Raw genomic sequence first — 25523 nt, 5'->3', positions numbered from 1 at the left:
CCGGAAAATACCGGCGCCGCTCCAATGCTCTGGGAGGAGCCCTCTACATGAAGCGTCGTCAGTTTCTGAAGGTCGCCGGTGCCGGTGCCGCAGCCAGCGCCGTCGCGGCGCCGGCCATTGCGCAATCCATGCCCGAGGTGAAATGGCGTGTCACCTCGTCCTTCCCGAAATCGCTGGATACGATCTACGGCGCGTCCGAGACGCTCGCCAAGGCGGTCTCCGAGGCGACTGACGGCAAGTTCCAGATCCAGGTCTTCGCGGCGGGCGAGATCGTGCCGGCCCTGCAGGCGGCCGACGCCGTGACCAACGGCACGGTCGAGATGTGCCACACCGCTTCGTACTATTACGTCGGCAAGGACCCGACCTTCGCCTTTGGCACCGCCGTACCTTTCGGTCTCAACGCCCGCCAGCAGAACGCCTGGTTCTATCATGCCGGTGGCATGGACCTGCTCAACGAGTTCTACAAGAAGTACAACATCTACGCGCTGCCCGGCGGCAATACCGGCTGCCAGATGGGCGGCTGGTTCCGCAAGGAAATCAAGACGGTCGCCGACCTGCAGGGCCTGAAGATGCGCATCGGCGGTTTCGCCGGGCAGGTGATGAGCAAGCTCGGCGTCGTGCCGCAGCAGATCGGCGGCGGCGACATCTACCCGGCGCTGGAGAAGGGCACGATCGACGCGGCCGAATGGGTCGGCCCGGCCGATGACGAGAAGCTCGGCTTCAACAAGGTGGCGCCGTACTACTATTATCCCGGCTGGTGGGAAGGTGGCGCCTCGCTGCATTTCTTCCTCAACACCGCGAAATGGGACGCGCTGCCGAAGGTCTACAAGTCGATCCTGACCACGGCCGCGGCCCTCGCCAATGTCGACATGCAGGCCAAGTACGATGCGCGTAATCCGGCGGCGCTGAAGCGCCTGGTCGGCGGCGGCGCGCAATTGCGGCCGTTCTCGCAGGAGATCCTCGAGGCCTGCCTCAAGGCGTCCAAGGAGGTCTATGCCGAGACCAGCGCCAAGAACCCCGACTTCAAGAAGATCTACGACGCGATGTCACTCTTCCGCGGCGATGAATACCTTTGGTTCCAGATCGCCGAGTACACCTACGACAACTTCCTGATCCGCGCCCGTGCGGGCAACATGCTCTGAGACGAGAGCGACCGCCGGTCCGCCGGCCAACTCGATGCAAATCGAACCCCGGCCGCGAGGCCGGGGTTTTTCAGTTTAGACGCTGCCGGCGCGCTCGATCACCAGGACACGCGCCGGGCCGACGGGGTGGGCGACATGAGCGTCGCCGTCCTGCGCGTGGAAGATGTCGCCGCGCACGAGCCGCTGCACGCTCTCGACGCCGCCGGTACGGGTGTGCATGTCGACCTCGCCATCGAGGACGACGAAGACCTCCGGGCCATCGTTGACGTGCCATTTATAGGGCTGGTCGGTCCAGTGCAGCCGGATCGTGGCGTCATCGATCCGCTCGATGTCGAGCGCCGCCCAGGCGCGGCTGCCGGTGAAGTCCTGTGGCTTGATCGTCCTCATTGCCGATGTCTCCGATTGGCGGAAGGGACCCTGAATCTTCACCGGCGGCGGCGCCCATGCCATAGGCAAGACGCCGGCAGCGCCTGCGATCGGTGGTTTCTGGAGGGATCTCGCTTGCGAAACGACGGTGAGCTCGACGCCATCGACCGGAAGCTGCTCGCGCTGCTCAAGGCCGATGCGCGCGCCTCGTTCACAGCGCTGGCGCGCGCTGCCGGGCTCTCGCGCACCGCGATCCAGGAGCGGATGGCGAGGCTCGAGCGCGACGGGGTCATTCTCGGCTACACGGTGCGGCTGGCCGAGCGGCCGAAGGCGCCGGCGACCCGTGCGATGCTCTCGCTGCGCATCCGGACGCGCCCCTGCGCCGCGGTGCTCGATCGTTTCAGGGCCTGGCCGGAGATCGTCGCCTGCTATTCGCTGGCGGGACCCGTGGACGCGATGCTGATCGTCGAGACCGACGATGCGCCGGCTCTGTCGCGACTGGTCGACCGGCTGAGCGCCGTGCCCGGCGTCGGCGAGATCGAGACGGCGCCGATCCTGGCGGAGAGCGCCAGGGTGGGCTGACGGCTTGCCCTAGCCGGGCCTTGTTCGAGGCGTTAGGCTATGGTCATCGCAAATCGAGGCACTCATGAAGCTGCCACTCGCCGTCCTTCTCGCGACCCTGGGCTTGCCGGCGCTCGCCGCCGCCCAGTCGATCGGCGAGCCCATTCCCGGTCGCGGGCCCGCCAAGACCAAGCCGGCCGCGGCACGCCCCGGGGCGGCCCAGGCAGCGCGCCCTTGTCCGGAGTATGGGCCCGGCTTCGTTCGCGTCGAAGGCTCCTCGGCCTGCGTCCGCGTCGGTGGCGGCGTTCGCGTCGAGTTTGGCAAGACCTCCAGCCGCCGGGGCTACGGCTCCGGCGCGGAGGGAATGCTCTATGGCGAGGCGCGCGGCCAGACCTTGGTCGGCGAGGTCCGCGCCGTGATCAGCGGCCGCGGCCGGATCGACAACAACCTGAATGACGGCTGGCAGCGCTGGTGAGCCCAGTGCCCGCGTCTCCTTGAAAGCGAAAGCCCCGGATCGATGATCCGGGGCTTCGTCGTTCTGGCTGCCCGTTCTATTTCAGGTTCAGCGTCGGCGGGGCGTTGAGATCGAGCCCCGGCAGACCGCCGGAGCCGCCGAGCCCCGGAATGCTGATGCTGTCGAGCTGCTTGTTGATCTGCTGCTGGTCGAGCTGCACGCCCGAGCTCTTGTAGTGCATCACCATCTGCGGGAAGAGCACGACGAGCGCGACCATGATGCACTGGATCACCACGAAGGGAACCGCGCCCCAGTAGATCTGCCCGGTCGTCACCGGCTCCATCATCTTGCCGGTGATCTTGTCCTTGTAGGCCTTCTTCGGCGCGACCGAGCGCAGGAAGAACAGGGCGAAGCCGAAGGGCGGATGCATGAACGAGGTCTGCATGTTGACGCCGAGGATGACGCCGAACCAGATCAGGTCGATCCCGAGTTTCTCCGCCGCCGGGCCGAGCAGCGGCACGACGATGAAGGCGAGTTCGAAGAAGTCGAGGAAGAAGGCGAGCAGGAAGACCATCACGTTGACGACGATCAGGAAGCCCGTCGCGCCGCCGGGCAGTCCGACCAGCAGATGCTCGACCCAGACATGGCCGTTGACGCCGTAGAAGGTCAGCGAGAACACGCGCGCGCCGACCAGGATGAACAGCACGAAGGCCGAGAGCTTGGCGGTCGACTCCGTCGCCTGCCTGAGCAGGTCGAAGGTCATGCGCTTCTTGGCCCAGGCGAGCAGGATCGCGCCGGCCGCGCCCATGGCGCCGCCTTCGGTCGGCGTGGCGACGCCGATGAAGATCGTGCCGAGCACCAGGAAGATCAGCGCCAGCGGCGGCACCATCACGAAGACGACCTGCTCGGTCATGCGCGAGAGCAGGTTGAGCCCGAGGAATTTGTTGACCAGCGCGATCACGAAGGAGAGCGCAACCGCGATCGACATGGTCAGGATGACGAAATCCGCACCGCCGCCGACCTTGGTGAAGTACTTCATGTAGGCGATGGCGAGGCCGAAGGCGATGATCGTCACCACCAGCAGCGAGAAGCGCCTGGTCTTGCCGTCGGCGTCGCGCAGCGTCTGCGCTTCCGGCGGCAGGCCGGGTGCGCGCTCCGGTTTCACGATCGTGACCAGGAAGACATAGCCGGCGTATAGCCCCGCCAGCACGAGGCCGGGGATGAAGGCGCCCTCGTACATGTCGCCGACCGAGCGGCCGAGCTGGTCGGCGAGCACGATCAGAACCAGCGAGGGCGGGATGATCTGCGCCAGCGTGCCCGAGGCCGCGATCACGCCCGAGGCGAGCCGCCGGTCATAGCCGTAGCGCAGCATGATCGGCAGCGAGATCAGGCCCATCGAGATCACCGAGGCGGCGACGACGCCGGTGGTCGCCGCGAGCAGGGCGCCGACGAAGATCACCGCATAGGCGAGGCCGCCGCGGATCGGCCCGAAGAGCTGGCCGATCGTGTCGAGCAGATCCTCGGCCATGCCCGAGCGCTCGAGCACCAGGCCCATGAAGGTGAAGAACGGGATTGCCAGCAGCACGTCGTTGTTCATCGTGCCGTAGATGCGTTCCGGCAGGGCCTGCAGGAAGTTCTCCTGGAACATGCCGAGCTCGATGCCGACCACCGCGAAGAACAGGCCGTTGGCGGCGAGCGCGAAGGCGACGGGATAGCCGAGCAGCAGGAACAGCACGAGCGCGGCGAACATCACCGGCGCCATGTTGACGCGCAGGAAATCGCCGATTCCGGCGGCATGCGCGTCGCCGGTGTGCAGGCTGAGGAAAGCTGTGACGGTGAGCGCCAGCAGCAGCGCGGCGGAGCGAACGAAGGTCATGGAGCGGGTCCGGAAAGCTGCAGCTTGGCTCACGAGGCGAGGCCTTCGGCCTTGGCCTGATCGATCAGGCGCTGGGCTTCGGCTTCGGCGGCTGCGGCGTGACCGCCGCCATGGGCGTCGTCGTCGAGCTTTCCGCGCATGATCGCGATCTGCTTGATCACCTCGGAGATGCCCTGCAGCAGCAGCAGGAAGAAGCCGACGATGACGAGCCCCTTGGCGGGCCATTGCGGCAGGCCGCCGGCCGAGAGCGACTGCTCGTTGACCTGGTAGGAGCGCAGGAAGAACGGGCCGGAATGGTAGACCATCAGCGCGCAGAACGGCAGCAGGAACAGCAGATGGCCGATCAGGTCGATCCATTGCTGCACGCGCTTCGGCAGCAGGTTGTTCACGATGTCGATGCGGATGTGCTCCTTCACCTGCAGCGTCCACGACGCGCACAGCAGGAACACCGCGCCGAACAGCACCCATTGCAGTTCGAGCCATGAGTTCGACGAGACGTTGAACAGCTTGCGGATGATGGCATTGACCGTCGAGACGATGACGGCGACGAGGATCAGCCAGGCGACCGATCTGCCGATCCTGAGATTGAGGGCATCGATCGCGCGACTCAAAGCGAGGGGTGCGTCCACCTCAGTCCTCCCTGACCTCGTGGATTTACGGCCGCATCATGCGGTTTACGAAGGGCGGTTATACGATTGCTACATGCCGTACAACATTGCGCGGCGCAAGGCGCTGTGGATCAGTCCTTTCGCCGACGCGGCTCTTTGCGCAATGCCAGCAAAGCGACGACCAGCATCAGCCACATCATCGCCATCAGCGCCGGCGGCCAATGTGCCACCAAGGAGCTGATCAGCGCGGCTGCGAGCGCCCCTGAGCCGAGCTGGATCGCTCCGGCTAGCCCGGCCGCCGAACCCGCGAGCTCCGGCCGGGCCGACAGCGCCGCAGCCGTCGCACCCGGCAGGGTCAAGCCGTTGCCGATCGCGCTGACCGCGAGCGGCAGGAACAAAGTGAGCGGCGTCCAATAAGGGGTCAGCGCGATCGCGAAGGCGACCGTCGCCGCCACGAACGAGATGACGAGGCCGATCCAGGCCATCTTCGCCGTGCCGTGCCGGAGCACCAATCGGGACATGGCGAAATTGCCCACCATGTAGCCGAAGGCGTTGAGCATGAAGTAGGCGCCGTAGGTGTCGGAGCCGCGCCCCATCGTCTCGACCACGATGAACGGCGCCGCCGCGATGAAGGCGAAGAAGGCGGCCGAGGTCATCGCCAGCGCGATCACATTACGGATGAAGCCGCGGTCGCGCGCCAGATCCGGAAATGCGCGGAAGATGCCGGTGAGCGAGGTTCGCACGCCGACATTCGGTGCCGTCTCGGGTAGCCGCAGCTGGACCAGCACCAGCACGATCGCGGCTGCGGCTGCCATCGACCAGAAGATCACGCGCCAGCCGAAGCCGGTCTCGATATGGCCGCCGAGATAGGGCGTGACCATCGGTGCCACGACCATGACCATGGTCACCGTCGCGATCTGCCGTGCCGCCTGGTCGCGGCCGGCGGTGTCGCGGATGATGGCGCGCGCCAGGGCGAAGGTCGTGCCGGAGCCGGCGCCTTCGAGCACGCGCGCGAACAGCAGGGTTCCGGCGCTGTCCGCGAGGGCGCCGAGCACCGAGCCGATCATGAAGACGGCGGTGCCGGCGATCACGCAGGGGCGGCGCCCGAAGCGGTCGGAGAGCGGGCCGACTACGAGTTGCGTCAGTGCGACCGCGACCAGGAACAGGGTCAGCGTCAGCTGGATCGTCGCATAGCTGGTGGCGAAGTTGCGGGCGAGCGCCGGCGTCGCCGGAGCGAGCATGTTGAGCGCGATCGGCTGCAGCGTCGAGATCGCGACGAGCACGGTGAGAGCGGGCTTCGCCTTCATAGCGGCTTCTCGCCCTCGGGTTTCAGCTGCGAATCATGGCGGATGCGCTGGCGGTGCAGGGTGTAGAGGCCGCTGCCGACGATCAGTGCGATGCCGGCGAAGGCGATCTTGTCCGGCGACTCGCCCCAGACCAGCCACCCGATCAGCACCGCGATCGGGACGACGGAATAGCGATAGCCGGCGACGACGCCGACATCGGTGTTGCGGAAGGCGCTGATGATGCTGAGGCCGCCCCCGGTGACCAGGATCGCGGCGCCTGCGAGATAGGCGAGCTCGACCCGCCAGGGCGACTGCCAGGTTTCGAGTCCGCTCATGCCGACGCCCAACAGCCCGACGATCACCGTGGCGGTCAGGGAAACGACGGTTGATGGCACGTCGCTGCTGATGAAGCGGGTCGTCAGGTCGCGGATGGCGACGAGGCCGGCGCCGGCGAGCGCGACCAGCGCGGCTGCGCTGAAGCCGTCCGCGCTTGGGCGCATCACGATCAGCACGCCAATGAAGCCGACCGCCAATGCCAGGGCCCGGCGCCAGCCGACGGATTCGATCCGCAGCAGTACCGCCAGCAGGACGATGAGCAAAGGCGAGGCCATCACGATCGCCGTGATGTTGGCGAGCGGCAGCAATCCCAAGGCCCAGATGAAGGTCAGTGCGCACAGCGCCTCGACGCCCGCGCGCACCAGCACCAGCGGCCTCAGCCCGAGCGGAAGCTTGCGCCAGTCGCTCATGAACACGACCAGCGCCAGGCTCGCCATGACGGCGAAGACGGTGCGCAGCGCCAGCGCCTGGCCGGCCGGGAAGACCTCGCGGGCGAGCTTCATCAGCGCGTCGTTGCAGCAGAAGAGCGTCATCGCCGCCATCATGGCGATGATTCCGCGGCGGTTCTGGGCGGCGGTGGCCAAAGCGTTTCCTGTCGGGGTCTTGTACGCTGTCCCGTTCGGCCTGGCCCGGGCCGGCGGCGAGGCGCCGCCGGCTTGCGCGAAGCTCAGGCGTCGAACCGGGACAGGGAGAAGGCGGAAAGGTCGAAGGCGGAGCGGCCGCTGGTCGAGAGATCGGCGAGGATCTCGCCGATCGCGCTCGCGAACTTGAAGCCATGGCCGGAGCAGGCCGAGGCGAAGACGGCCTGCGGCACACCAGGCACCGCGTCGATGATGAAGCCCTCGTCCGGCGAGACGCTGTAGATGCAGCCCTTGACCGTCAGCGGCTCGCCCGCCGCATCGGGGATATAGCGCGCCAGGCATTCGCGGATCAGCCGGACCTGATTCGGGCTCGGCGTCCGGTCCGGATCGCGCGGGTCCATCGGCTCGCGCCCGAAATGCGGCCCGCCGAGCTTGAAGCCGGGATGCTCGTAGAGCGGGAAGCCGTAGAAATTGCCTTCCTCGACGCTGAGGATGAAGACCGGGAAGGCGCCCTCGCGGAACAGCTCCGGCCGGCGCGTGGTGAACCAGCCGATCGCCTGCCGCACTGTCCTGACCCGCTGCTTCAGCGCCGGAACGGCATCGGCGATCCAGCCGCCGGAAGTGATGACGAGTCGGCCGGCCGAATAGGTGCCGCGTTCGGTGCGCACGGTGACCCCGCCGTCGGCGGTCGGCTGCCAGTCGAGCATAGGCTCGCCGGTGCGGATCTCAGCGCCTTTGGACTGTGCCAGCCCGACATGGGCGTAGATCGCTTTCTCCGAGGCGACGAAGCCGCCGCCGGCCTGCCACAGGCCGATATGGCCTTCCGGCAGCTGGAAGGCGGGGAAGCGCCGGGAAATCTCGTCGCGATCGAGCACTTCATGCTCGAGACCGTGGTCGATGCAGGATTTGAGCGAGGACTCGACCGGGCCGAGGCCCTCCGGCGCGAGATCGAGCGAGCCGGTGACGTGCAGCAGCTTCAGGCCGGCGGCGTCGCCGGTCTCCTGCCAGAGCTGGTGCGCCCGCTTGACCACCGGGACATAGTGCGAGCCCTCGAAATAGGCGAGGCGGATGATCCGGGTCAGCCCGTGTGAGGAGCCCATAGCGTGGCCGAGATCGAAGCGCTCGAGGCCCAGCACCCTGAGCCCGCGCTTTGCGAGGTGCCAGCAGGCCGCGGAACCCATCGCGCCGACGCCGGCGACGATCACGTCGTATTGCGATGAGTTCATTGAAGGTCCCTGGCGGAACCGGCTTCGCTTGCCGGTCGGATCTGCCTGCAATCTAGGCGGGCGGGTGCGGTGGGTCCATCCCGCCTGGTGGATGAACGCAGTTGCGCGGCAGGCAGGGACGGTGGACCGGCTGCAGGCGGAAGCAAGCTTTCAGCCGGGGGGCTCAGGCTTTTGTTAACCCTGTCGGCGCATGGTTCATCCACCTGCCTCGTCCCTCCGGGAATGCCTATGCTTGCTCGCTCCGTCTGGCGCCTGTTGGGCCGCGCCGGCCCCGCTGCCGCGACGGTTGCGCCGCAAGCCGTGGCGGAGACGTCTCGAGCGCCGCAGCCTGCTCCTGCCGAGACGTCGATCAGCGAGGCGATCAACGAGCTGGAGAGCGACGTCGTCGCCGCGATGCGCCGTCTCAATGACGGGCTCGATCAGGCGGAGGATTGCTCCGAGCGTTCCGAAATCCGCTCGCGCGAGATTCGCGGCGGCATGGCGGAGCTGCGTGATGCTGCCCTGCAGGCAAGCGATAATTCGTCGGCGTTGGCAACTGCGACCCTGCAGGTGTCGGAGGCGGCCGAGCGCGTCGGTGCCGCCATGTCCGGCGCCCGCGACATGCTCGACAACGCCGCCGAGCGCGCCGCGGAGGCCACGGCGATGATCAACGGGCTCGCGGCCGCGACCAGCGAGATCCGCTCGATCGTCGACGCCATCGCCGAGATCGCCCGCCAGACCAATCTGCTCGCCCTCAATGCCACCATCGAGGCGGCGCGCGCTGGCGAGGCCGGCAAGGGCTTCGGCGTTGTCGCTCAGGAAGTGAAGTCGCTCTCGCTCGGCGTGCGCGAGGCGGCCGATCATATCCGCAATCAGGTCGACCGGCTGAACCAGGCGGCGCAAGGCTCGGCCGCTGTGGTCAGCGACGCCTTCCGCCTTGTCGGCGAGGTCAATCCGGTCATGGCGACCGTGGGCGAGGCCTCGCAGGAGCAGGCGGCGGCTGCCGCGGAACTGTCGCGCAGTGCCGAGGCGACCGCCCGCTTCATCGAGACCGTGCGCGAACGCGTCACCGAGGTCGATCGGGTCGCGCTCTCCGCGGCGCAGGAGAATGTCGACGCCCGGCGTGCGCTCGCCGAAGGCGCGCGCCAGGCGGAGGGGCTGCTCGAGCGCTTCGTGCCGACGCTGCGCCACACCGTCTTCGCCGACCGGCGCCAGCATGACCGTTTCCCGGCCGAGTGCCCGGTCAGGCTCGCATTCGGCGGACGCACCGTCACCGGGCAGACGATCGATCTCGGCTTCGGCGGCGCCTTGCTGTCGGTCGACGATGGCGAGCTGAAGCCGCGGGCGCGCGGTACGATCACGATCGAGAACCTGTCGCCATTGCCGTGCCGGGTGATGGCGCGCAGTGATCTCGGCCTCCATATCGCCTTCGAGCGCGGCGAGGACGAAGCGCATGCGGCGCTGCACCGGCGCCTCGCCGAGATCGAGGAGAGCTACCGCCCGCTGATCGAGCAGGCGCAGGAATTCGCACACCGCGTCGCGGCTCTGTTCGAAGCGGCGTTGCGCACCGGTCGCCTCACCGAAGATGATCTGTTCGACACCGACTACGTGCCGGTGCCGGACTCCAATCCGCGCCAGTTCGCCAATCGGGCGCTGTCGGTGCTGCAGGCGATCCTGCCATCCGTGATGGAGCAGGCCAAGGCGAGCGATCCGCGCCTCGTCTTCACCTTGCCGATCGACCGCAACGGCTATGTCCCGGTGCATCATCCCGAGTATTCGCGGCCGCAGCGGCCCGCCGATCCGGATTGGAACCCCGCCTACAGCCGCGACCGCCGCATCTTCGACGACCGCGCCGGCATCACGGCAGCGCGCTCGGCGCGCCCCTTCATCATCCAGTCCTATCAGCGCGACATGGGCAGCGCCGGCGTCCAGCTGATGCGCGAGGTCGACGCGCCGCTGCGCGTCGCCGGCCGCCATTGGGGCGGCGTGCGCATGGCCTATCGCATGGCCTGATCAGCCGCGGCCTGCCGCCAGGATGGCGTCGATCCAGCGCTGCGAGGTCAGGGCTTCCTCGCCGCTCACCACCGGATCGCGCCCGGCTTCGATCGCATCGAGGAAATCGGCGATCACGGCGCGATGGGCATCGTGCGGGAAATCCATGATGTTGGCGCCGCTGCCGGTGTTGCCCTCGGCCTCGACCACCTCCGAACGGCCGTCGAGGAAGGAGAGCTGCAGGCGTCCGCCGACCAGCGCGGCGTGGCCCTTCGAACCGATGATCTCGATCCGCTCGGGATGGCCGGGATGGGCGGCGGTGGTGGTCACCAGCGTCGCCGGCGCGCCATTGCCGGTCTCCAGTAGGGCGCCGACATAGTCCTCGGTCTCCATGCTGTGCAGCGAAGTCGTCCGTACCTGAGCGGCGACGACCCTGGAGACGCCGACCAGCGAGCGGAACAGATCGAAGGAGTGGATTGCCTGCGTCAGCAGGACGCCGCCGCCGTCGCGCGCGATCGTGCCGCGGCCGGGCTCGTCATAGTAGCTCTGTGGCCGCCACCATGGCACCTGCAGCAGGCCTGCCTCGACGCTGCCGAGCTCGCCACCGTCCAGCGCCGCCTTGAGCCTGACACTCGCCGGCCGGAAGCGATGCTGCAGCACGACGCCGAAGGCCTTGCCCGAGGCCCGCGCCGCCGCGACCAGCTCCTCACCACGCGCCACGGTCAATTCCAGCGGCTTTTCGACCAGCACATGCTTGCCGGCGGCAAGGCAGTGCGCCCCGACATCGCGATGGCTCGATGGCGGCGTGAGCACGATCACCGCCTCGACGCTTTCGTCGGCGAGCACCGCGCCGATATCGGTGCTGCCGGGGAAGGGGAACTGGGCGCGATAGGCGTCGAGCCGCTCTTGCGAGCGGCTGACGACATGCCGGACATCGACCCGCTCCGCGAGGTCGACCAGGCTGCGCGAATGGGGCAGGGCGGCCGGCCCCAGCCCGATGACGGCGATGCCGATCTTGCGTGTCACTTTGCGTCCGTTCCTCTGATCGGCAGGCGCACCGCCCGGTCCTGTGCATGCAGAGCAAGCCGGCAGACGGTGAACATGTGGCGCTGCGTCGCCGCCGTTTCGCTGCGGTCGGCGATGTCGGCGATCAGGGCGCGAAAATAGGTCAGCGGCTCGCGCGAGGCGTCGATATGACGGGTGCCGGCCTTGTCGACGAGGAAGAGATGGTCGGTGCCGGGCCGGCCGGCGATGTCGACATATTTGCGCAGCTCGATTGTACCTTCCGTGCCGAGGATGGTGAGCCGCCCGTCGCCCCAGCTCGGCAGGCCGTCGGCGGTGAACCAGTCGACGCGGATATAGCCGCCTGCGCGGTCGCTGCGCAGCAGGATCTCGCCGAAATCCTCGAAATCGGGCAGGTCGGCCAGGCCGAAATGGCCGACGCCCGAATTGGCGATCTCGGCATCCTGCGAGCCGGTGAAGTGCAGGAACTGGTCGATCTGGTGTGAGGCGATGTCGGTGAGGATGCCGCCGAAATAGCGTTTGTCGAAGAACCAGTCCGGGCGGATCGCCCGGTTGAGGCGATGCGGCCCCAGGCCGACCGTCTGGATCACGCGCCCGATCGCGCCGTCGGCGATCAGCTTGCCGGCGACGATGGTGGCGGGGACGACGAAGCGCTCGGAAAAGCAGACCGAGAAGATCCGCCCGGTCTCAGCGACGACCCGCTCGACCTCGGCCAGTTGCTCGAACGTCGTGACGCCCGGCTTGTCGACCATCACATCCTTGCCTGCCTGCATCGCTCTGACGGCGAGCGCGGCCCGCTCCGACGGGATGCCGGCGCAGACGATGAGGTCGACCGAGGGATCGTCGAGCAGCTCGTCGGCTTGCGCCTCCCGCAATTGCGGGAAACGCTCGCGGAAGCCGGCGAGCACGCGCGGATCGCTGGTCGCAGGATCGAAGCCGGCGCAATCCGCGCCGGCTTCGAGGAGACCGCCGACCATATGGTAGATATGGCGGTGGTCGAGGCCGATAGCCGCGAAGCGCATCTTGCCCTGGCTTACTTCGGTGTGTGCCCGACGCCGATCTCCTGGTCCCAGCGCCGGAAGGCGGCGACCAGGCGCTCGGGCGTCAATGGCGGGCGGGTCGGCAGGCTGCCGATCAGCCCGTCATATTCGGGCCGGCCGAACTCCTTGATCACGTCCTGGCTCTCCTGCGGGGCCATGGCGAGGGTCACCCCCTTGATCGCCGGGCCCGGATAGAAATAGCCCTTGTCATAGGTCGCGGCCTGCGCCTCCGGCTTCAGCATGTAGGACATCAGCGCCAGGATCACCGGGATCTTTGCCGCAGCGACGCCCTTGGGGATGCACATGAACTGGGTGTCGGGAATCCAGTGTGTGTTGGCGAGGACGAAGACCTTGGCCTCCTTCGGCACGATGCCGAGCGCGCGCGGGTTGATGTCCCAGCCCAGCGTCGAGACGATGACGTCGCGCGTGCCTTCGCCGAGCTCCTTCATCGTCGGCGTGGTGCCGCCGGGATAATAGTCGATGCCGGTCCCGAGCTCCTTGAGATAGGCCCAGCTCTTGGCCCAGCCATTCATCGGATCGCTCGGGTCACTGTCGCCGAGGATGTAGGGCAGGCCCTGCAGGAAGGTCCAGCCGGGGCCGGAATTGAGCGGGCGGGCATAGGTGAAGCGGTTCTTGTTCTGCTTGACGTAGGCGAGGAACTCCTCGGCCGTCTTGGGCACGGTCTTCAACCGGTCGGGCGCATATTCGAACAGCGGCCCCGATGGCGAATAGACCACCGCGACGCCTTCGTTCTGGCCGAAATTGCGCTGCATCATCAGCGCCTGCTCGTGATAGGTCTCCTCGGCCTTCGGCAGGCTCGCGGTGTGCGACTTCCAGACGTCGACCCACAGGCCCTGCTGGATGCCGTCGGACATTGCGCCCGGGCCGGTCAGCACCATGTCGATGTCGACGCGGTTGGCGTCCTGCTGCGCCTTGAGCTTGGCCGGCAATTCGGGCGAGGGCGCTCGCGAGAAATTCAGGCGCGAGATCAGCTTCGGATTGTCCTTGGCGAATTTCTCGATCGCCGCCTGCGTCAGCTGCAGATTGCCGGCGACGTCGATGATGTTGAGCATCACCGGGCTCGCTGGTGCGCTCTGGGCGAAGGCCCCGCCGGCGGAGAGCGCGGCGAAGCTGGAAGCGCCGGCGATCACGCCGCGCCGTGTCGGATGGGTCATGCTACCTCCCTGTGCTGGCCTGCTTTGCTGCGGCCTTGCCATGTATACTAGTACACAAGGCGTGGCCGGCAAGATGCGACGAAAGCAGGGGGAGGGTTGCGTGGGACGGTGAGGGACGCGCGATCTCGACGGGCTGGGCACCCGCCGACCGATAGCGGTCCAGAACCGGGGCGGCCGCAACGAGCAGGAGGATCGTTTACCGGGCTTGGTGTTGAACCTTACTGTGCTGGCCGCGCAGAGCCGGGGCCTCGATCACAAGGCAGAATTCGTCGCTCGCAGCCGGTCGACGACTTCCGCCAGCACATACCAGACGAAGTTCGGCGTCGTTTCGACCATGAACCGGAATTGCTTTGCATCGACCAGAGCAATCTCGGACGGTGCTATCGCCTTGGCCGTGGCGGATCGCGGCTTCCTGTCGATCAGCGAAATGATGCCGAAGGCCCGTCCCTCATTGACCTGCTCGATGAGTTTCCCGCGGCTGCTGACTTCGATGCGGCCGGTGAGAACGATATAGGCGTAGGCGGGTTCGTCGCCTTCGCGGAAGACGACGTCCCCGGCGGAATAGGTGATCACCGTTCCCAGGCCGCGAGCGAGCTGGCGGAAATCCATGGGCGCAGGGGCAGGCCTAGCCGCGGCGGAATGCTCGTTCATCGCTCGAACTCGCTCTCTGATCGGTGGCGGTTCACTGTAGCGCAGGAACCGGGGCGCTCCAATCGATCCAGCAGGCCGCGGCCGGTGAAGACGAGGTCTTTGGGGGGCTCCCCCAAAAGGCGGTGAACGGACGCCAGCGACCGGCTTTCGAATTTGTCCCAGACCCCTGCAATATCGACGGCGTTCGCAGTGAACGCTACGTCATCGGAAGGGCGACAGCCGGGTGGGGGGAATGCGCGATATCGGAGCAGGCCTCGCTGGCGCGCTCATCCTGTTCTTCGCCCGCTTCATCACGGCGGTGCGCGGGCGCTGGGACGGCGTTGCGCCGACCGAAGGGCAGCGCGTCTATTTCGCCAACCATGCCAGCCACGGCGATTTCGTCCTGATCTGGACCGTGCTGCCACGGCGACTGCGCTTTTCGACCCGGCCGGTCGCCGGCAGCGATTACTGGCTGAAGAGCAGCCTGCGGCGCTTCATCGGCCGCGATGTCTTCAACGCCGTCCTGATCGACCGCGATCCTGCGACCCGAACCAGCGACCCGATCGTCCAGATGACCGAAGCGCTCGACGTCGGCGCCTCGCTCATCGTCTTCCCGGAGGGGACGCGCAACACCACGGATGTGCCGCTGCTGCCGTTCAAGAGCGGGCTGTTCCATCTGGCGCAGGCAAGGTCGAACGTAGCCCTCGTGCCGGTCTGGATCGACAATCTCAATCGGGTCATGCCGAAGGGCGAGTTCGTGCCGGTGCCGCTGGTCTGCACTGTCACCTTCGGCGCTGCACTTTCCATCGCCAGCACCGAGACGAAGCAGGAATTCCTCACCAGGGCGGAGGCGGCGCTGCTCGCCTTGTCACCGAAGGCGAGCGCGCCATGACGATGCCGCATCCCGATCTCGTGGCCGTGCTGGCCGGCCTGCTCGGCGTCCTGATCGCAGCGTCCACGATCGGCTATGTGCTGCAGCGTCGGCTGTCGCCGGATGGCTCGAACGCCGTGGTCGAGAACCTGAACGATCGCATCCGCGCCTGGTGGATCATGATCGTGCTGATGGGCCTGGCGCTGATCGGCGGCAAGACCGGCGTGACGCTGCTCTTCGGCTTCTGCTCGTTTGCTGCCCTGCGCGAATTCATCACGCTGACCGACACGCGCCGCGCCGATCATTGGGCGCTGGCGGCCGGCTTCTTCGTCGTGCTGCCGGTGCAGTTCTATCTGATCTGGACCGAGTGGTACGGGCTCTACTCGATCTTCATCCCCGTCTACGCCTTCCTGCTGATGCCGATCATCGCGGCGGCGCGCGGCGACACCGAGCATTTTCTCGTGCGCATCGCCGAGGTGCAGTGGGCGCTGATGATCTGTGTCTTCTGCATCTCGCATGTGCCGGCGCTGCTCAGCCTCGACATCCCCGGTTTTCAGGGCCGCAACGTCCTGCTGATCGCCTTCCTCGTCGTCGTCGTGCAAATGAGCGACGTGCTGCAATATGTCTGGGGCAAGCTCCTCGGCCGCACCAAGATCGCGCCCAGGCTGTCGCCGTCGAAGACGGTCGAGGGCTTCGTCGGCGGCGCGCTCAGCGCGACGGCGGTCGGCGCGGCCTTGTCCTGGATGACGCCGTTCACGCCGCTGCAGGCGGCGTTCCTGGCGCTGGTCATCGTGCTGATGGGCTTCTTCGGCGGGCTCGTCATGTCGGCGATCAAGCGCGATCGCGGCATCAAGGACTGGGGCCATCTGATCGCCGGACATGGCGGTTTCCTCGACCGGCTCGATTCGGTGGTGTTCTCCGCCCCGATCTTCTTCCACCTCGTTCGTTACGGCTGGTCGACCACGTGAGCCCGCTGCTGGCGCGCCTGATGCGAAGCAGCATCGTCCATGTCGCTTTCGCTTTCCTCGCCATGGGCAGCTGGGCGGCGTTCGCCAACCGCGCCCATCCGATGCCGGCGCCGCTTCTCGCCGGGCTGATCCAGGGCACGCTGTCCGCTCTCATAACCCTGCTGCTGAAACGTGGTATCGAGTATCTCGCCAGCCGCTTCACCGGCCTGGCCGCGCTGCTGGCGCCGCCCGTGATCGCCTGTGCCGTATCTGCCAGCCTGCTGACCATCATCCACACGATCGGCGGTACCCCGGAGATCGCCAGGACGATCGCCGTGCCGCTGACGGTCGCGACCAGCTATGCGGCGCTCTACAATTTTTCGCTGTGGCGCAGCAGGAAGGCGATGAACCATGGCGCAGAGTGACGACCGGCGGCCGCTCTCGAGCCGCGACACCGGCTGGGCCCGGGCGATTGCGCGCCGGCTGAGCGCGACCGGCATCACGCCGAACCAGATCTCGATGGCGAGCATGGTGATGGCGGCCTGCGCCGGGGCTGCCTTCTGGCTCGTGGGAACTGCGGCCCCGGGGCCGCGTGTCGCGCTGCTCCTTATCGCGGCTCTGTTCTGCCAGCTCAGGCTGCTCTGCAATCTCTTCGACGGCATGGTCGCGATCGAAGGCGGCAAGCAGGCTGCCGACGGGCCGTTCTGGAACGAATTCCCCGATCGGGTCGCCGATATCCTGATCCTGGCCGGCGTCGGTTACGGGATCGGCGCTCCCGCTCTGGGCTGGGCGGCGGCCGCTTTTGCCGTACTGACGGCCTATACCCGCGAGCTCGGCCGCAATTGCGGGCTCCCGGCCGATTTCTCCGGCCCGATGGCCAAGCAGCACCGCATGGCGACGATCACGGCCGCGGCGCTCGTTTCCCTGCTGGAGCCGCTCTGGCGCGGTCAGAACGAGGTGCTGGTCGTCGCACTCTGGCTGATCGCGGTCGGCGCTGCCGTGACCGCTCTCAGGCGGGCGGCGAACATCGTGCGCGGCTTGCGGGCCCGCTGAGCTTACCCGAGGCCCGCGTCGGCCTCAGCCGCCCGTCACGCTCATATGCCGGCCGACTGCGGCGCGGGGCCGGCGCCGGTCGATGACGAAGTCGTGGCCCTTGGGCTTGCGCGAGATCGCTTCTTCCATCGCCCGGTAGAGCAGGGCGTCGTCGCTCGAGGCGCGGATCGGCGCGCGCAAATCGGCGGCGTCCTCCTGGCCGAGGCACATATAGAGCGTGCCGGTGCAGGTCAGGCGCACGCGGTTGCAGCTCTCGCAGAAATTATGCGTCATCGGCGTGATGAAGCCGATCAGCCCGCCGGTCTCCCGCACCCGGACATAGCGAGCCGGCCCGCCGGTCCGGTAGGGATCGTCGTCGAGCGTATAGCGGTCCATCAGCTTGGCTCGCACCATCGAGAGCGGCAGGAACTGGTCGAGCCTGGCCGGCTCGATATCGCCGAGCGGCATCACCTCGATCAAGGTCAGGTCCATGCCGAGCCCATGGGCCCACTGCATCAGGCCCTCGATCTCGTCCTCGTTGACGCCCTTGAGCGCGACCGCGTTGATCTTGACGCGCAGGCCGGCCTTGCGCGCCGCCTCGATGCCGGTGAGCACCTTGGAGAGATCGCCCCAGCGCGTGATCTTGCGGAATTTCTCGGGGTCGAGCGTGTCCATCGAGACGTTGACACGGCGCACGCCGCAATCGGCCAGCTCCTGCGCATAGCGGGCGAGCTGCGAGCCGTTGGTGGTCACGGTCAGCTCGTCGAGCGCGCCGGAGGCGAGATGGCGCGAGAGCGAGCGGAACAGGTTCATGATGTCGCGCCGGACCAGCGGTTCGCCGCCGGTGATGCGCAATTTGCGCGTGCCGCGCGAGACGAAGGCGGTGGCGACGCGGTCGACCTCTTCCAGCGTCAGCAGATCGCGCTTCGGCAGGAAGGCCATGTCCTCGGACATGCAGTAGACGCAGCGGAAATCACAGCGATCCGTCACCGAGATGCGCAAGTAGGAGATGTCGCGGCCGAACGGGTCGGTCAGCGGCGCACGCATCAAGGGCCTGATGGGGTCATGCAGCACGGTGGCTGAAATCCTCGGGCGGTCGCGGTCTTGCGGCGCAGTGCGCCTGCCGTTGCTCTGATATAGGAAGGCAGCATTGTCGGCGGCAAGCCCGCGGTCAAGCCGGCTGATCGTCGCAAGCTGTTCTGGAGAAACACGAAGATGTCAGATTGGCCGAGCGAGATCCGTCTGTCGAAGGACCGCCGCACCCTGCACGTCACCTTCGAGAGCGGCGAGAGCCATGCACTCCCGGCCGAATTGCTGCGGGTCGAAAGCCCTTCGGCGGAGGTCCAGGGCCACAACCCGGAGCAGAAGCAGACTGTGCCGGGCAAGCGCGAGGTCGAGATCCTCAAGGTCGAGCCGGTCGGCCACTACGCCGTCCGCCTGACCTTCGACGACATGCACGACACCGGCATCTATGGCTGGGACTATCTGCGTGAGCTCGGCCGCAACGGCGAGGCGAAGATGCAGGCCTATCTCGACGACCTCGCCGCCAAGGGCCTGTCGCGGGAGCGCACGCGCAGAAACTAAAAGCAGCACTCCCTCCGTGATGCGTGAGGTCGGCGCCGGCCGCCCGGCCCTCCCGCCCTTGCGCCGGGTGCAGCTCCCCGATGCAATTCCTGCCTCAGGTCTTAACATTCCCTTAGCATGCGGGTTCTAGGCATGGTTGCATGCCGTTCGAATCATCTCGGGTGGCGCTGGCTACCCGGGGGATTGGATGAGTGTTCGCATGAACGGTTCCGCTCCCGGCGGAAAGCTTTTTCGTACTGTCAGCCTCGCCGCATTGGCCTTGGGCTCGCACCTTGGGGCGGCTTCCGCCGAGACCTATAACGCAGGTAATTTCGGGCAATTATCCGGTACCATCACTCTGGCGAATGGTGACGGTGATCCCAGCTCGACGATCCTGCTGACAGGCAGCTTCGTCACGTCGGGTGTCTTGGCAGTCCCGACCAAGCCGATCACGATCGACACCCAAGGGTTCACGCTGTTCGGCGCGCCAAACAGCGGCATCCAGTTCTCCGGCGCCGGTGCCGTCAGGACGCTGGTCGGCACGTTCCAGGGCTCCAATGGCGGGACTTCAGGCGCCGCGCTGCAAGTGCGCAATGGAGCTTCGATAACGAATTTGGGCCTGGTCCAGGGCGGAACAGCCGCTTCCGGGAACGGCGGTCCAGGCGTCGATTTGGGCGGTCCCGGTGCTGCTGTCACGCTGACGAACCACGGCACCATTCGAGGCGGGACCGGGACATTGGGTGGTCTCGGCATTCTCGTGCGGTCCAGTACCGCTGGCTCGAATCTGATCGTCAATTCGGGATTGATCGAGGGAACGAACGCCGCGGCAATCGTGACCAACAGCGCGACAATCTCGCTCGACATCGTCAACAGCGGCAAGATCCGGGCGGGCACGGGTCAGAACGCGATTGGGTGGCTGGCCGGCGTCACGCCGACAACGGGCAAGCTCACTCTGGAACTGCAAGCAGGGTCGGAGATCACAGGCAATGTCGTGGCCAACGCAGCCGGCAGCAACGACGTCTTTCGCCTCGGCGGCACGGCCGACGCGAGCTTCGACGCTTCGGCGATCGGCAACAGTGCGCAGTACCAGAACTTCGACCGTTTCGAGAAGACCGGTAGCAGCACCTGGACGCTGACGGGGACGACCACTGCGGTGACGCCGTGGCGGCTGGTCGGCGGTACCTTGTCGATCGCCAGCGACGGTAGCCTCGGCGCGACGAGCGGTGCGCTCACCTTCGACGGCGGCACGCTGCGGACCACGGCGAGCACCGCCTCGGCCCGCGACGCCGTGATCAATGCGGCGGGCGGCACCGTCCAGACCGATGCCGACTTCTCCTGGTCGGGCACGATCAGCGGCGCCGGCGCGCTGAACAAGACCGGCAATGGCACGCTCGTGCTGACCGGCAGCAACAGCTATGCCGGCGGCACCACGATCGCGGCGGGCACCTTGCAGCTCGGCAATGGCGGCACGACGGGGTCGATCGTGGGCGACGTCGCGAACAACGGCACGCTCGCCTTCAATCGCTCGGATGACGTCACTTTCGCCGGCATCGTCTCCGGCAGCGGCTCCCTGCAGCAGATCGGCAGCGGCACGCTGACGCTGACCGCGAGCAACAGCTATACCGGCGGCACCACGATCAGCGGTGGCACCTTGCAGCTCGGCAATGGCGGGACGACCGGGGCGATCGTCGGTGATGTCGCGAACAATGGCACGCTCGCCTTCAACCGCTCGGACGACGTCAGCTTCGCCGGTGCGATCTCGGGCAGCGGCGGCGTGCGCAAGCTCGGGACGGCGTCGCTCACTTTGACCGGCGCCAACAGCTATGCCGGCGGCACGGAGATCACCGCCGGCACGCTGACCGGCTCGGCCGCGAGCTTCGGCTCCGGCAAGATCACCAATAATGGCGCGCTGATCATCGCGCAGTCGAGCGATGCGACCTTTGCCAACGCGATCAGCGGCACCGGCACGTTCAGCAAGACCGGCGGCGCCGCGCTGAACCTGACCGGCGACAGCTCGGGCTTCACCGGCGCGACGACGATCGCCGAGGGAACCCTGCTGGTGAACGGCTCGCTCTCCGGTTCGGCGGTGACGGTTGCGTCCGGCGCCCGGCTCGGCGGCTCGGGCACGGTCGGGGCGACGACGGTCGCCGCGGGCGGGCGGATCACCCCCGGCAACTCGATCGGCACGCTCACCGTGGGCGGCGCCTATGTCCAGAATGCCGGAGCGGTTTACGAGGTCGAGATCGATCCGCGCAGCGTCACCTCCGACCGCATCGAGGTGAAGGGCACGGCGACACTGGCCAATGGCGCGACGATCGCGGTCACGAACACCACCGGCGGGAGCTATGTCGCCGGCCAGCGCTACACCATCCTGACCTCGAGCGGGCTGACCGGCACTTACGGCAACACCGACATCGTGGTCAGCCCCTTCCTCAGCCTGCGCAACGGCACCGACGCGACCAACGCCTATCTCAGCGTGATCCAGACCCGCTCGGTCGGCAGCATCGGCAATACCGGCAATGAGCAGCAGGTCGGCCAGGCGGTCGATAGCCTGCCGGCCGGCAATCCCGTGCAGACCGAGGTGACGAACAAGCCGACGGTGGATGCGGCGCGCGATGCGCTTGGCCAGCTCGCCGGCGAGATCCATGCCTCGGCCCGCACCGTGCTGGTCGACGAGAGCTGGCTGCTGCGGGCCGCGGTCAACGACCGCCTGCGCTCGGCCTTCGGCGCGGTCGGCGCCGCCCCGATGGCGACGCTGAACTACGGTTTTACCGCCGACCTCGCCCCCGCCGTGAAGGGGCCGATGCCGAGGCCGCCCTCAGCCGAGCGCTTCGCGGCCTGGGGCCAGGGCTATGGCGCCTGGGGCCGCACCAGCAGCGATGGCAATGCCGCGAGCCTCTCGCGCTCGACCGGCGGCCTGCTGGTCGGCGCCGATGCCGCCGTCTTCGAGAATCTGCGCCTGGGCGTCGTCGCCGGCTATAGCCGCAGCAGCTTCGAGGTGAACGGCCGGCTCTCCTCCGGCGAGAGCGACAATTACCACCTCGGCCTTTATGGCGGCGGGCAGTTCGGCGCGCTCAGCCTGCGCACCGGCCTGAGCTACACCTGGCACGATCTCTCGACCCGGCGTGGCATCGTCTCGGCCGGGCTCGGCGACCTCCTGCGGGCCGATTACGATGCCGGGACCGTGCAGGCCTTTGGCGAGTTCGGCTATCGCATAGAGATCGGGCAGGTCGCCTTCGAGCCGTTCGCGGGCCTGGCCTATGTCAATCTGCGCAGCGACGGCTTCACCGAGCGGGGCGGGGCGGCGGCGCTCTCCAGCGGCAGCGACGACGTGAGCCTCGGCTATGCCACGCTCGGCCTGCGCGCCGCGACGACGGCCCGCCTGTCCGGCATGGACCTGACCCTGCGCGGCGGCCTCGGCTGGCGCCATGCCTTCGGCGATGTCGATCCCAAGCTGACGCTCGCCTTCGCCGAGGGCAACAGGTTCGCCATTGGCGGTCTGCCGATCGCTCGCGACGCCGCCCTCGTCGAGGCCGGGCTCGACCTTGCGCTCGGTGCCGGCGTCACCCTCGGAGCCTCCTATGCCGGCCAGCTCGCCGAAAGCGCCCAGGACCACGCCTTCAAGGCCAACCTCGCCGTCAGGTTCTGAGGACTGCGGAGAGCGCAGCGCGATCTGTTCAGAGGTAGCACTGCACCTGCGGGCCCAACGGGGGAGGGCGAGGCGGGGCCCTGATGCCGGCTTCACGGTATCCGCTCCGATCCGCATCGAATCCTTATGTCGCCCGGCCTAGCTTGCACTCGGTGTCGTGCCCGGTCGCTTTCGGAGCAGGGGCGCCATCGAGCCCCGGCCGCCCCGTGGGGTTCGGTGGCCTTCTGCATCCGTTCGCTGCCTATCCCGAGCCCGGCAGTGGCGCGGCGGAGCGCCCCGTTCTGCCGCGCCACCATTCTCAAGCCACACTACCGAGGTCGACATGGATCACTGGCTTCACGGGATGTTCACTGCTCTCGTCACGCCCTTTAGCGCCGGCGCCCTGGATGAGCCGAGCCTGCTGCGCTTGGTCGATTGGCAGGTCCAGGAGGGAGCTGATGGCATCGTGCTTGGCTCCGCGAGCGGCGAATATTCGACGCTGACCGGCAATGAGCGCATCCGGCTCGTCAGGCTGGCGCGTGCCGCGGCCGGGTCCGGCTATCCGATCCTGGCTGCTGCGGGCTCATACTCGACCGCGGACAGTGTCACGGAGGTCAAGGAGGTGACGGCGGCGGGCGCGAGCGCCATCCTGCTGCGGCTGCCCTATTACAGCAGGCCGACGCAGGCCGGTCTCGTCCAGCATGTCCTGTCGGTGGCGGAGGTCACTTCGCTCCCCGTGATCGTCGACAATGATCCCGATCGCTGCGCCGTCGATCTCACGCCCGAGGCCCTGGCCGAGATGGCGGCGCATCCGGCGATCGTCGGCATCCTCGAGCGGCGCGGCGACATTGCCCGCTGCGATCGCATCATGCGCAGCTGCAGCCGGCATTTCCTGCGCCTCACCGGGGCCAGCGACACCATCCCGTCCTATGTCGCCGCCGGCGGCTGCGGCGCGGTTACCAGCATTGGCAACCTCGCGCCGCGCCTGCTGCGCCGCATCAGGGAAGCCTGCCGCGCCGGGGCGTTCGAACAGGCCCAGACCCTGCAGCGGCGCCTGACCCCGCTCCATGGCCTGCTCTCCCGCGAGCCCGATCCCGTCGCGGTCAAGCTGGCCCTGTCGTTCCAGCATCCGGGTGTCGAGCCCATCTGCCGGTTGCCCCTCGTCGCAGCACAGCCTTCATTGGCAGACGAACTGAGATACGCGCTCGACGATCTGCCGCGACCGGTCAATGGCCAAATGGCCGGGCACCGTTCGGCGGCCTAGCGCGACAAGGTTTGTCCCGCTTCCTTATGCGGAGCTGATGCCGCCGCCCCACAGGCGGCATCGCGAGCTGATGCGGGCCTGGCCGATCATCCTCCATCACGTGATGGAGGTCAGGCATGACCACTTATGAAGCGGTGAAACGGCAGCGCGAGGCGGCGTCCCGGACCGGGCCGCGCAACAAGCAGTCCGGCGAGATCGCCAGGGACCTGTTGCAGTCCCTCGTCCTTCTGCTCCTGCTCGCCGCCGTGCTGGCCGTGCGGATCTACGCTACGGCGCCGTTTTGATCGACTCAGCGTGGCGGACGCTAAAAGGCCGGCGCGAGGCCGGCCTTTCCAAAGCTCCGATGCGTCCGCCGCTCAGCGGGCGACGACGACGCGGGTGCCGACCTTGGCACGCTCGTAGAGGTCGATCACGTCCTCGTTCAGCATGCGGATGCAGCCCGAGGAGACCGCCTGGCCGATCGTCTCAGGCTCGTTCGAGCCATGGATGCGGTAGAGGGTCGAGCCGAGATACATGGCGCGGGCGCCGAGCGGGTTCTCCGGGCCGCCGGGCATGAAGCGCGGCAGGTCGGGGCGGCGCTTCAGCATCTGCGCCGGCGGGGTCCAGCCCGGCCACTCGGCCTTGCGGGTGACGGTCTGGGTGCCGCCCCATTCGAAGCCGGGACGGCCGACGCCGACGCCGTAGCGGACGGCCTTGCCGTCGGGCAGCACGAAATAGAGGCGGCGCTCGCTCGTGTTGATCACGATCGTGCCGGGGCGGTAGGTGCCGCTGAACGAGACGATCTCGCGCGGGATCGCGGTCGCCTGTGCCTTGGCGGGGTCGACATAGGTGACGAGCGGCTGGCGGGTGAGCGGGTCGATCTCGGCGACGGCGGCGGTCGCGGTGGCCGCGAAGGCCGTGCCGGCGATCAGGGCCAAACGGAGGAAGCGGAGCATAGCGGCCTCGGGGCGTTTCGGGGATGGGCGGGCGCGAGGAAAGGTGACGGAAAAACGTCAACAATTCCCCAAATCTCTGGCAGAGCGGGGGCTGCCGTTCAATCGATGCGTGTTCACATCGGCGCGACCTTTCGAGCTTTGAAGGCGCCCGTTGCTGGGCTGCAACAGGCGGTGCCGTCTGTATGGCTGCTTGAGGGGATTTGGGCGATTTTCGGACAAAAGCGCGGCGCAGGGAAAAAGTTCCCTGCGGCAAAATGCGGCCGAAACGGGATCGCGCGATTGGTGCGGGAGTGCGGAACCTCATCGTCACGACCGCGTTGTGATGGCGCCGCTTGCCGGCGACGATCTCGAGGCCTGCCGACCAATGATTCCTGAAGACCAAGAGGAACAGCGCATCATTAGGATCGCGCGCGCCCTCTGTCGCTCGGCGCGCATCGACCCCGATGCTGCGATCGACGAGCGCACCCGCCCGCTGCTTCCCACTGCGCATGATGTCGGCGCGGTGCCGCTGCCCGCCTGGGTGGCCTTCCGCGATTCGGCCCGCGCCTTTGCTGCCCGTTATCCGCGCGAGATCGTGAGCAGCCTCTGACGGCTTCTCCGATTGTCGTTAACCGGCCGTTCCCCTAATCTTCGAGCAAGGGGCAACTTCCGATTGCAAAGCCGGGCCGGCTCTGGTCCGCTTATGCGAACGCCGGGAGGTTCGCCATGCCTGCCTGCCAACTCAATGCCGGGCCCGAAGAGCTCGCTGCCCTGGGTGCTGCCTTTCACGAGGCGTGGGGGCATGTCGGCCCGATCTATGGACCGTTCGAGAACCCCCATCGCGAATGGCTCGCGCGTCTGATTCTCGGTCTGCGTCGCTCCGGCCATTCCGGCGACATCGCCTTGCTCGCGATCGAGCAGTTCATGGCCACTGCACCATTGGCCGAGTGGACGAACAGCGCGAGGGGCGCGCAGCAGCATCCGGGGCCGAGCGCCCGGAACTGAGCCCCCTGCGCACATCCGTTCGTA

At 67.4% G+C, this 25523-nt stretch carries 26 protein-coding genes; 14 read left to right on the top strand and 12 right to left on the bottom strand.

Features of this window, described 5'->3' with window-relative positions; all coding sequences use genetic code 11:
- Positions 1–47: 47 nt before the first annotated feature.
- Positions 48–1142 (top strand): TRAP transporter substrate-binding protein, encoded by a 1095-nt coding sequence (locus AC07O0_RS26110; RefSeq protein ID WP_494627105.1) that lies wholly within the window; start codon positions 48–50, stop codon positions 1140–1142.
- 75 nt (positions 1143–1217) lie between these two features.
- On the opposite strand, the gene AC07O0_RS26105 is transcribed toward AC07O0_RS26110, so the two are convergent.
- A complete protein-coding gene (locus AC07O0_RS26105) occupies positions 1218–1529 on the bottom strand; it encodes a cupin domain-containing protein (protein WP_494627103.1) in 312 nt (103 codons plus the stop codon).
- Between the two features lie 114 nt (positions 1530–1643).
- Here AC07O0_RS26105 and AC07O0_RS26100 point away from each other — a divergent pair, with 114 nt between their 5' ends.
- Both AC07O0_RS26100 and AC07O0_RS26095 read left to right on the top strand, forming a co-directional pair.
- Complete coding sequence (locus AC07O0_RS26100; protein WP_494627101.1) at positions 1644–2090, top strand: Lrp/AsnC family transcriptional regulator; 447 nt, start codon at positions 1644–1646, stop codon at positions 2088–2090.
- A gap of 64 nt (positions 2091–2154) precedes the next feature.
- Positions 2155–2544: a hypothetical protein gene (locus AC07O0_RS26095; RefSeq protein ID WP_494627099.1), complete on the top strand. Its 390-nt coding sequence runs from the start codon at positions 2155–2157 to the stop codon at positions 2542–2544.
- A 76-nt stretch (positions 2545–2620) separates the two neighbouring features.
- Here AC07O0_RS26095 and AC07O0_RS26090 read toward each other — a convergent pair whose 3' ends face one another.
- The 5 genes from AC07O0_RS26090 to solA form a co-directional block, all read right to left on the bottom strand.
- Positions 2621–4285, bottom strand: a complete 1665-nt coding sequence (locus AC07O0_RS26090; RefSeq protein WP_494627189.1) for a TRAP transporter large permease — start codon at positions 4283–4285, stop codon at positions 2621–2623.
- 143 nt (positions 4286–4428) lie between these two features.
- Positions 4429–5028 (bottom strand): TRAP transporter small permease subunit, encoded by a 600-nt coding sequence (locus tag AC07O0_RS26085; RefSeq protein WP_494627097.1) that lies wholly within the window; start codon positions 5026–5028, stop codon positions 4429–4431.
- Positions 5029–5138: 110 nt separating this feature from the next.
- Positions 5139–6314, bottom strand: coding sequence for a multidrug effflux MFS transporter (locus tag AC07O0_RS26080; protein WP_494627095.1), 1176 nt, complete (start codon positions 6312–6314; stop codon positions 5139–5141).
- A complete protein-coding gene (locus AC07O0_RS26075) occupies positions 6311–7213 on the bottom strand; it encodes a DMT family transporter (protein ID WP_494627093.1) in 903 nt (300 codons plus the stop codon). Before AC07O0_RS26075 ends, AC07O0_RS26080 begins: the two co-directional genes overlap by 4 nt.
- Positions 7214–7296: 83 nt before the next feature.
- Positions 7297–8436, bottom strand: coding sequence for an N-methyl-L-tryptophan oxidase (gene solA, locus AC07O0_RS26070; protein ID WP_494627091.1), 1140 nt, complete (start codon positions 8434–8436; stop codon positions 7297–7299).
- A gap of 228 nt (positions 8437–8664) precedes the next feature.
- Here solA and AC07O0_RS26065 point away from each other — a divergent pair, with 228 nt between their 5' ends.
- The gene (locus AC07O0_RS26065; protein ID WP_494627090.1) at positions 8665–10428 is read left to right on the top strand and encodes a methyl-accepting chemotaxis protein; all 1764 of its coding nucleotides are present in this window, start codon (positions 8665–8667) and stop codon (positions 10426–10428) included.
- Here the strand turns inward: AC07O0_RS26065 and AC07O0_RS26060 are convergent, their stop codons facing one another.
- The 4 genes from AC07O0_RS26060 to AC07O0_RS26045 form a co-directional block, all read right to left on the bottom strand.
- Positions 10429–11433 carry a Gfo/Idh/MocA family protein gene (locus tag AC07O0_RS26060; RefSeq protein ID WP_494627088.1) on the bottom strand — a complete coding sequence of 335 codons (1005 nt, stop codon included), beginning with the start codon at positions 11431–11433 and terminating at the stop codon, positions 10429–10431.
- The gene (locus AC07O0_RS26055) at positions 11430–12452 is read right to left on the bottom strand and encodes a Gfo/Idh/MocA family protein (RefSeq protein ID WP_494627086.1); all 1023 of its coding nucleotides are present in this window, start codon (positions 12450–12452) and stop codon (positions 11430–11432) included. The genes AC07O0_RS26060 and AC07O0_RS26055 overlap by 4 nt, the downstream gene beginning before the upstream one ends.
- An 11-nt stretch (positions 12453–12463) precedes the next feature.
- Complete coding sequence (locus tag AC07O0_RS26050; RefSeq protein ID WP_494627084.1) at positions 12464–13645, bottom strand: extracellular solute-binding protein; 1182 nt, start codon at positions 13643–13645, stop codon at positions 12464–12466.
- Positions 13646–13897: 252 nt separating this feature from the next.
- Positions 13898–14254, bottom strand: a complete 357-nt coding sequence (locus AC07O0_RS26045) for a Crp/Fnr family transcriptional regulator (protein ID WP_494627082.1) — start codon at positions 14252–14254, stop codon at positions 13898–13900.
- A 274-nt stretch (positions 14255–14528) separates the two neighbouring features.
- Here AC07O0_RS26045 and AC07O0_RS26040 point away from each other — a divergent pair, with 274 nt between their 5' ends.
- The 4 genes from AC07O0_RS26040 to AC07O0_RS26025 are packed head-to-tail and all read left to right on the top strand — an operon-like array spanning position 14529 to position 17146.
- Positions 14529–15167, top strand: a complete 639-nt coding sequence (locus AC07O0_RS26040) for a lysophospholipid acyltransferase family protein (RefSeq protein WP_494627080.1) — start codon at positions 14529–14531, stop codon at positions 15165–15167.
- The gene (locus tag AC07O0_RS26035) at positions 15164–16114 is read left to right on the top strand and encodes a phosphatidate cytidylyltransferase (RefSeq protein WP_494627078.1); all 951 of its coding nucleotides are present in this window, start codon (positions 15164–15166) and stop codon (positions 16112–16114) included. The genes AC07O0_RS26040 and AC07O0_RS26035 overlap by 4 nt, the downstream gene beginning before the upstream one ends.
- Before the next feature lie 20 nt (positions 16115–16134).
- The gene (locus AC07O0_RS26030; protein ID WP_494627076.1) at positions 16135–16518 is read left to right on the top strand and encodes a hypothetical protein; all 384 of its coding nucleotides are present in this window, start codon (positions 16135–16137) and stop codon (positions 16516–16518) included.
- Positions 16505–17146, top strand: coding sequence for a CDP-alcohol phosphatidyltransferase family protein (locus tag AC07O0_RS26025; RefSeq protein WP_494627074.1), 642 nt, complete (start codon positions 16505–16507; stop codon positions 17144–17146). Before AC07O0_RS26030 ends, AC07O0_RS26025 begins: the two co-directional genes overlap by 14 nt.
- Positions 17147–17170: 24 nt before the next feature.
- Here AC07O0_RS26025 and moaA read toward each other — a convergent pair whose 3' ends face one another.
- On the bottom strand, positions 17171–18172 hold the full coding sequence (gene moaA / locus AC07O0_RS26020) for a GTP 3',8-cyclase MoaA (protein ID WP_494627072.1): 1002 nt from the start codon (positions 18170–18172) through the stop codon (positions 17171–17173).
- A 168-nt stretch (positions 18173–18340) separates the two neighbouring features.
- Between moaA and AC07O0_RS26015 the strand changes: the two genes are divergently transcribed.
- From AC07O0_RS26015 to AC07O0_RS26000, 4 genes are all read left to right on the top strand, one after another.
- Positions 18341–18709 carry a gamma-butyrobetaine hydroxylase family protein gene (locus tag AC07O0_RS26015; RefSeq protein ID WP_494627070.1) on the top strand — a complete coding sequence of 123 codons (369 nt, stop codon included), beginning with the start codon at positions 18341–18343 and terminating at the stop codon, positions 18707–18709.
- Positions 18710–18908: 199 nt separating this feature from the next.
- Complete coding sequence (locus AC07O0_RS26010) at positions 18909–22337, top strand: autotransporter outer membrane beta-barrel domain-containing protein (RefSeq protein WP_494627068.1); 3429 nt, start codon at positions 18909–18911, stop codon at positions 22335–22337.
- A gap of 322 nt (positions 22338–22659) precedes the next feature.
- On the top strand, positions 22660–23580 hold the full coding sequence (locus tag AC07O0_RS26005; RefSeq protein ID WP_494627066.1) for a dihydrodipicolinate synthase family protein: 921 nt from the start codon (positions 22660–22662) through the stop codon (positions 23578–23580).
- Between the two features lie 116 nt (positions 23581–23696).
- On the top strand, positions 23697–23864 hold the full coding sequence (locus AC07O0_RS26000) for a hypothetical protein (protein WP_494627064.1): 168 nt from the start codon (positions 23697–23699) through the stop codon (positions 23862–23864).
- Positions 23865–23936: 72 nt separating this feature from the next.
- Here AC07O0_RS26000 and AC07O0_RS25995 read toward each other — a convergent pair whose 3' ends face one another.
- Complete coding sequence (locus AC07O0_RS25995; RefSeq protein ID WP_494627062.1) at positions 23937–24515, bottom strand: L,D-transpeptidase; 579 nt, start codon at positions 24513–24515, stop codon at positions 23937–23939.
- Positions 24516–24837: 322 nt separating this feature from the next.
- Between AC07O0_RS25995 and AC07O0_RS25990 the strand changes: the two genes are divergently transcribed.
- Positions 24838–25104, top strand: coding sequence for a hypothetical protein (locus AC07O0_RS25990; RefSeq protein WP_494627060.1), 267 nt, complete (start codon positions 24838–24840; stop codon positions 25102–25104).
- Between the two features lie 116 nt (positions 25105–25220).
- Positions 25221–25499 (top strand): hypothetical protein, encoded by a 279-nt coding sequence (locus AC07O0_RS25985; RefSeq protein WP_494627059.1) that lies wholly within the window; start codon positions 25221–25223, stop codon positions 25497–25499.
- Positions 25500–25523 lie beyond the last annotated feature (24 nt).

This window comes from Allobosea sp. GW821-FHT10B12 (assembly GCF_059415545.1).
Note: the sequence above shows the minus strand (reverse complement) of the source record. Positions and strands in the feature narration are given on the sequence as shown.

Excerpts from the sequence above, each read along its gene's own strand:
- AC07O0_RS26015 (WP_494627070.1), top strand. The coding sequence starts at position 18,341 with ATGTCAGATTGGCCGAGCGAGATCCGTCTGTCGAAGGACCGCCGCACC.
- AC07O0_RS26055 (WP_494627086.1), bottom strand. The coding sequence starts at position 12,452 with ATGCGCTTCGCGGCTATCGGCCTCGACCACCGCCATATCTACCATATG.
- AC07O0_RS26080 (WP_494627095.1), bottom strand. The coding sequence starts at position 6,314 with ATGAAGGCGAAGCCCGCTCTCACCGTGCTCGTCGCGATCTCGACGCTG.
- AC07O0_RS25985 (WP_494627059.1), top strand. The coding sequence starts at position 25,221 with ATGCCTGCCTGCCAACTCAATGCCGGGCCCGAAGAGCTCGCTGCCCTG.
- AC07O0_RS26065 (WP_494627090.1), top strand. The coding sequence starts at position 8,665 with ATGCTTGCTCGCTCCGTCTGGCGCCTGTTGGGCCGCGCCGGCCCCGCT.
- solA (WP_494627091.1), bottom strand. The coding sequence starts at position 8,436 with ATGAACTCATCGCAATACGACGTGATCGTCGCCGGCGTCGGCGCGATG.
- AC07O0_RS26105 (WP_494627103.1), bottom strand. The coding sequence starts at position 1,529 with ATGAGGACGATCAAGCCACAGGACTTCACCGGCAGCCGCGCCTGGGCG.
- AC07O0_RS26050 (WP_494627084.1), bottom strand. The coding sequence starts at position 13,645 with ATGACCCATCCGACACGGCGCGGCGTGATCGCCGGCGCTTCCAGCTTC.
- AC07O0_RS25990 (WP_494627060.1), top strand. The coding sequence starts at position 24,838 with ATGGCGCCGCTTGCCGGCGACGATCTCGAGGCCTGCCGACCAATGATT.
- AC07O0_RS26010 (WP_494627068.1), top strand. The coding sequence starts at position 18,909 with ATGAACGGTTCCGCTCCCGGCGGAAAGCTTTTTCGTACTGTCAGCCTC.
- AC07O0_RS26030 (WP_494627076.1), top strand. The coding sequence starts at position 16,135 with ATGCGAAGCAGCATCGTCCATGTCGCTTTCGCTTTCCTCGCCATGGGC.
- AC07O0_RS26095 (WP_494627099.1), top strand. The coding sequence starts at position 2,155 with ATGAAGCTGCCACTCGCCGTCCTTCTCGCGACCCTGGGCTTGCCGGCG.
- AC07O0_RS25995 (WP_494627062.1), bottom strand. The coding sequence starts at position 24,515 with ATGCTCCGCTTCCTCCGTTTGGCCCTGATCGCCGGCACGGCCTTCGCG.
- AC07O0_RS26000 (WP_494627064.1), top strand. The coding sequence starts at position 23,697 with ATGACCACTTATGAAGCGGTGAAACGGCAGCGCGAGGCGGCGTCCCGG.
- AC07O0_RS26040 (WP_494627080.1), top strand. The coding sequence starts at position 14,529 with ATGCGCGATATCGGAGCAGGCCTCGCTGGCGCGCTCATCCTGTTCTTC.
- AC07O0_RS26035 (WP_494627078.1), top strand. The coding sequence starts at position 15,164 with ATGACGATGCCGCATCCCGATCTCGTGGCCGTGCTGGCCGGCCTGCTC.
- moaA (WP_494627072.1), bottom strand. The coding sequence starts at position 18,172 with ATGCGTGCGCCGCTGACCGACCCGTTCGGCCGCGACATCTCCTACTTG.
- AC07O0_RS26005 (WP_494627066.1), top strand. The coding sequence starts at position 22,660 with ATGGATCACTGGCTTCACGGGATGTTCACTGCTCTCGTCACGCCCTTT.
- AC07O0_RS26090 (WP_494627189.1), bottom strand. The coding sequence starts at position 4,285 with ATGGCGCCGGTGATGTTCGCCGCGCTCGTGCTGTTCCTGCTGCTCGGC.
- AC07O0_RS26045 (WP_494627082.1), bottom strand. The coding sequence starts at position 14,254 with ATGGATTTCCGCCAGCTCGCTCGCGGCCTGGGAACGGTGATCACCTAT.
- AC07O0_RS26025 (WP_494627074.1), top strand. The coding sequence starts at position 16,505 with ATGGCGCAGAGTGACGACCGGCGGCCGCTCTCGAGCCGCGACACCGGC.
- AC07O0_RS26110 (WP_494627105.1), top strand. The coding sequence starts at position 48 with ATGAAGCGTCGTCAGTTTCTGAAGGTCGCCGGTGCCGGTGCCGCAGCC.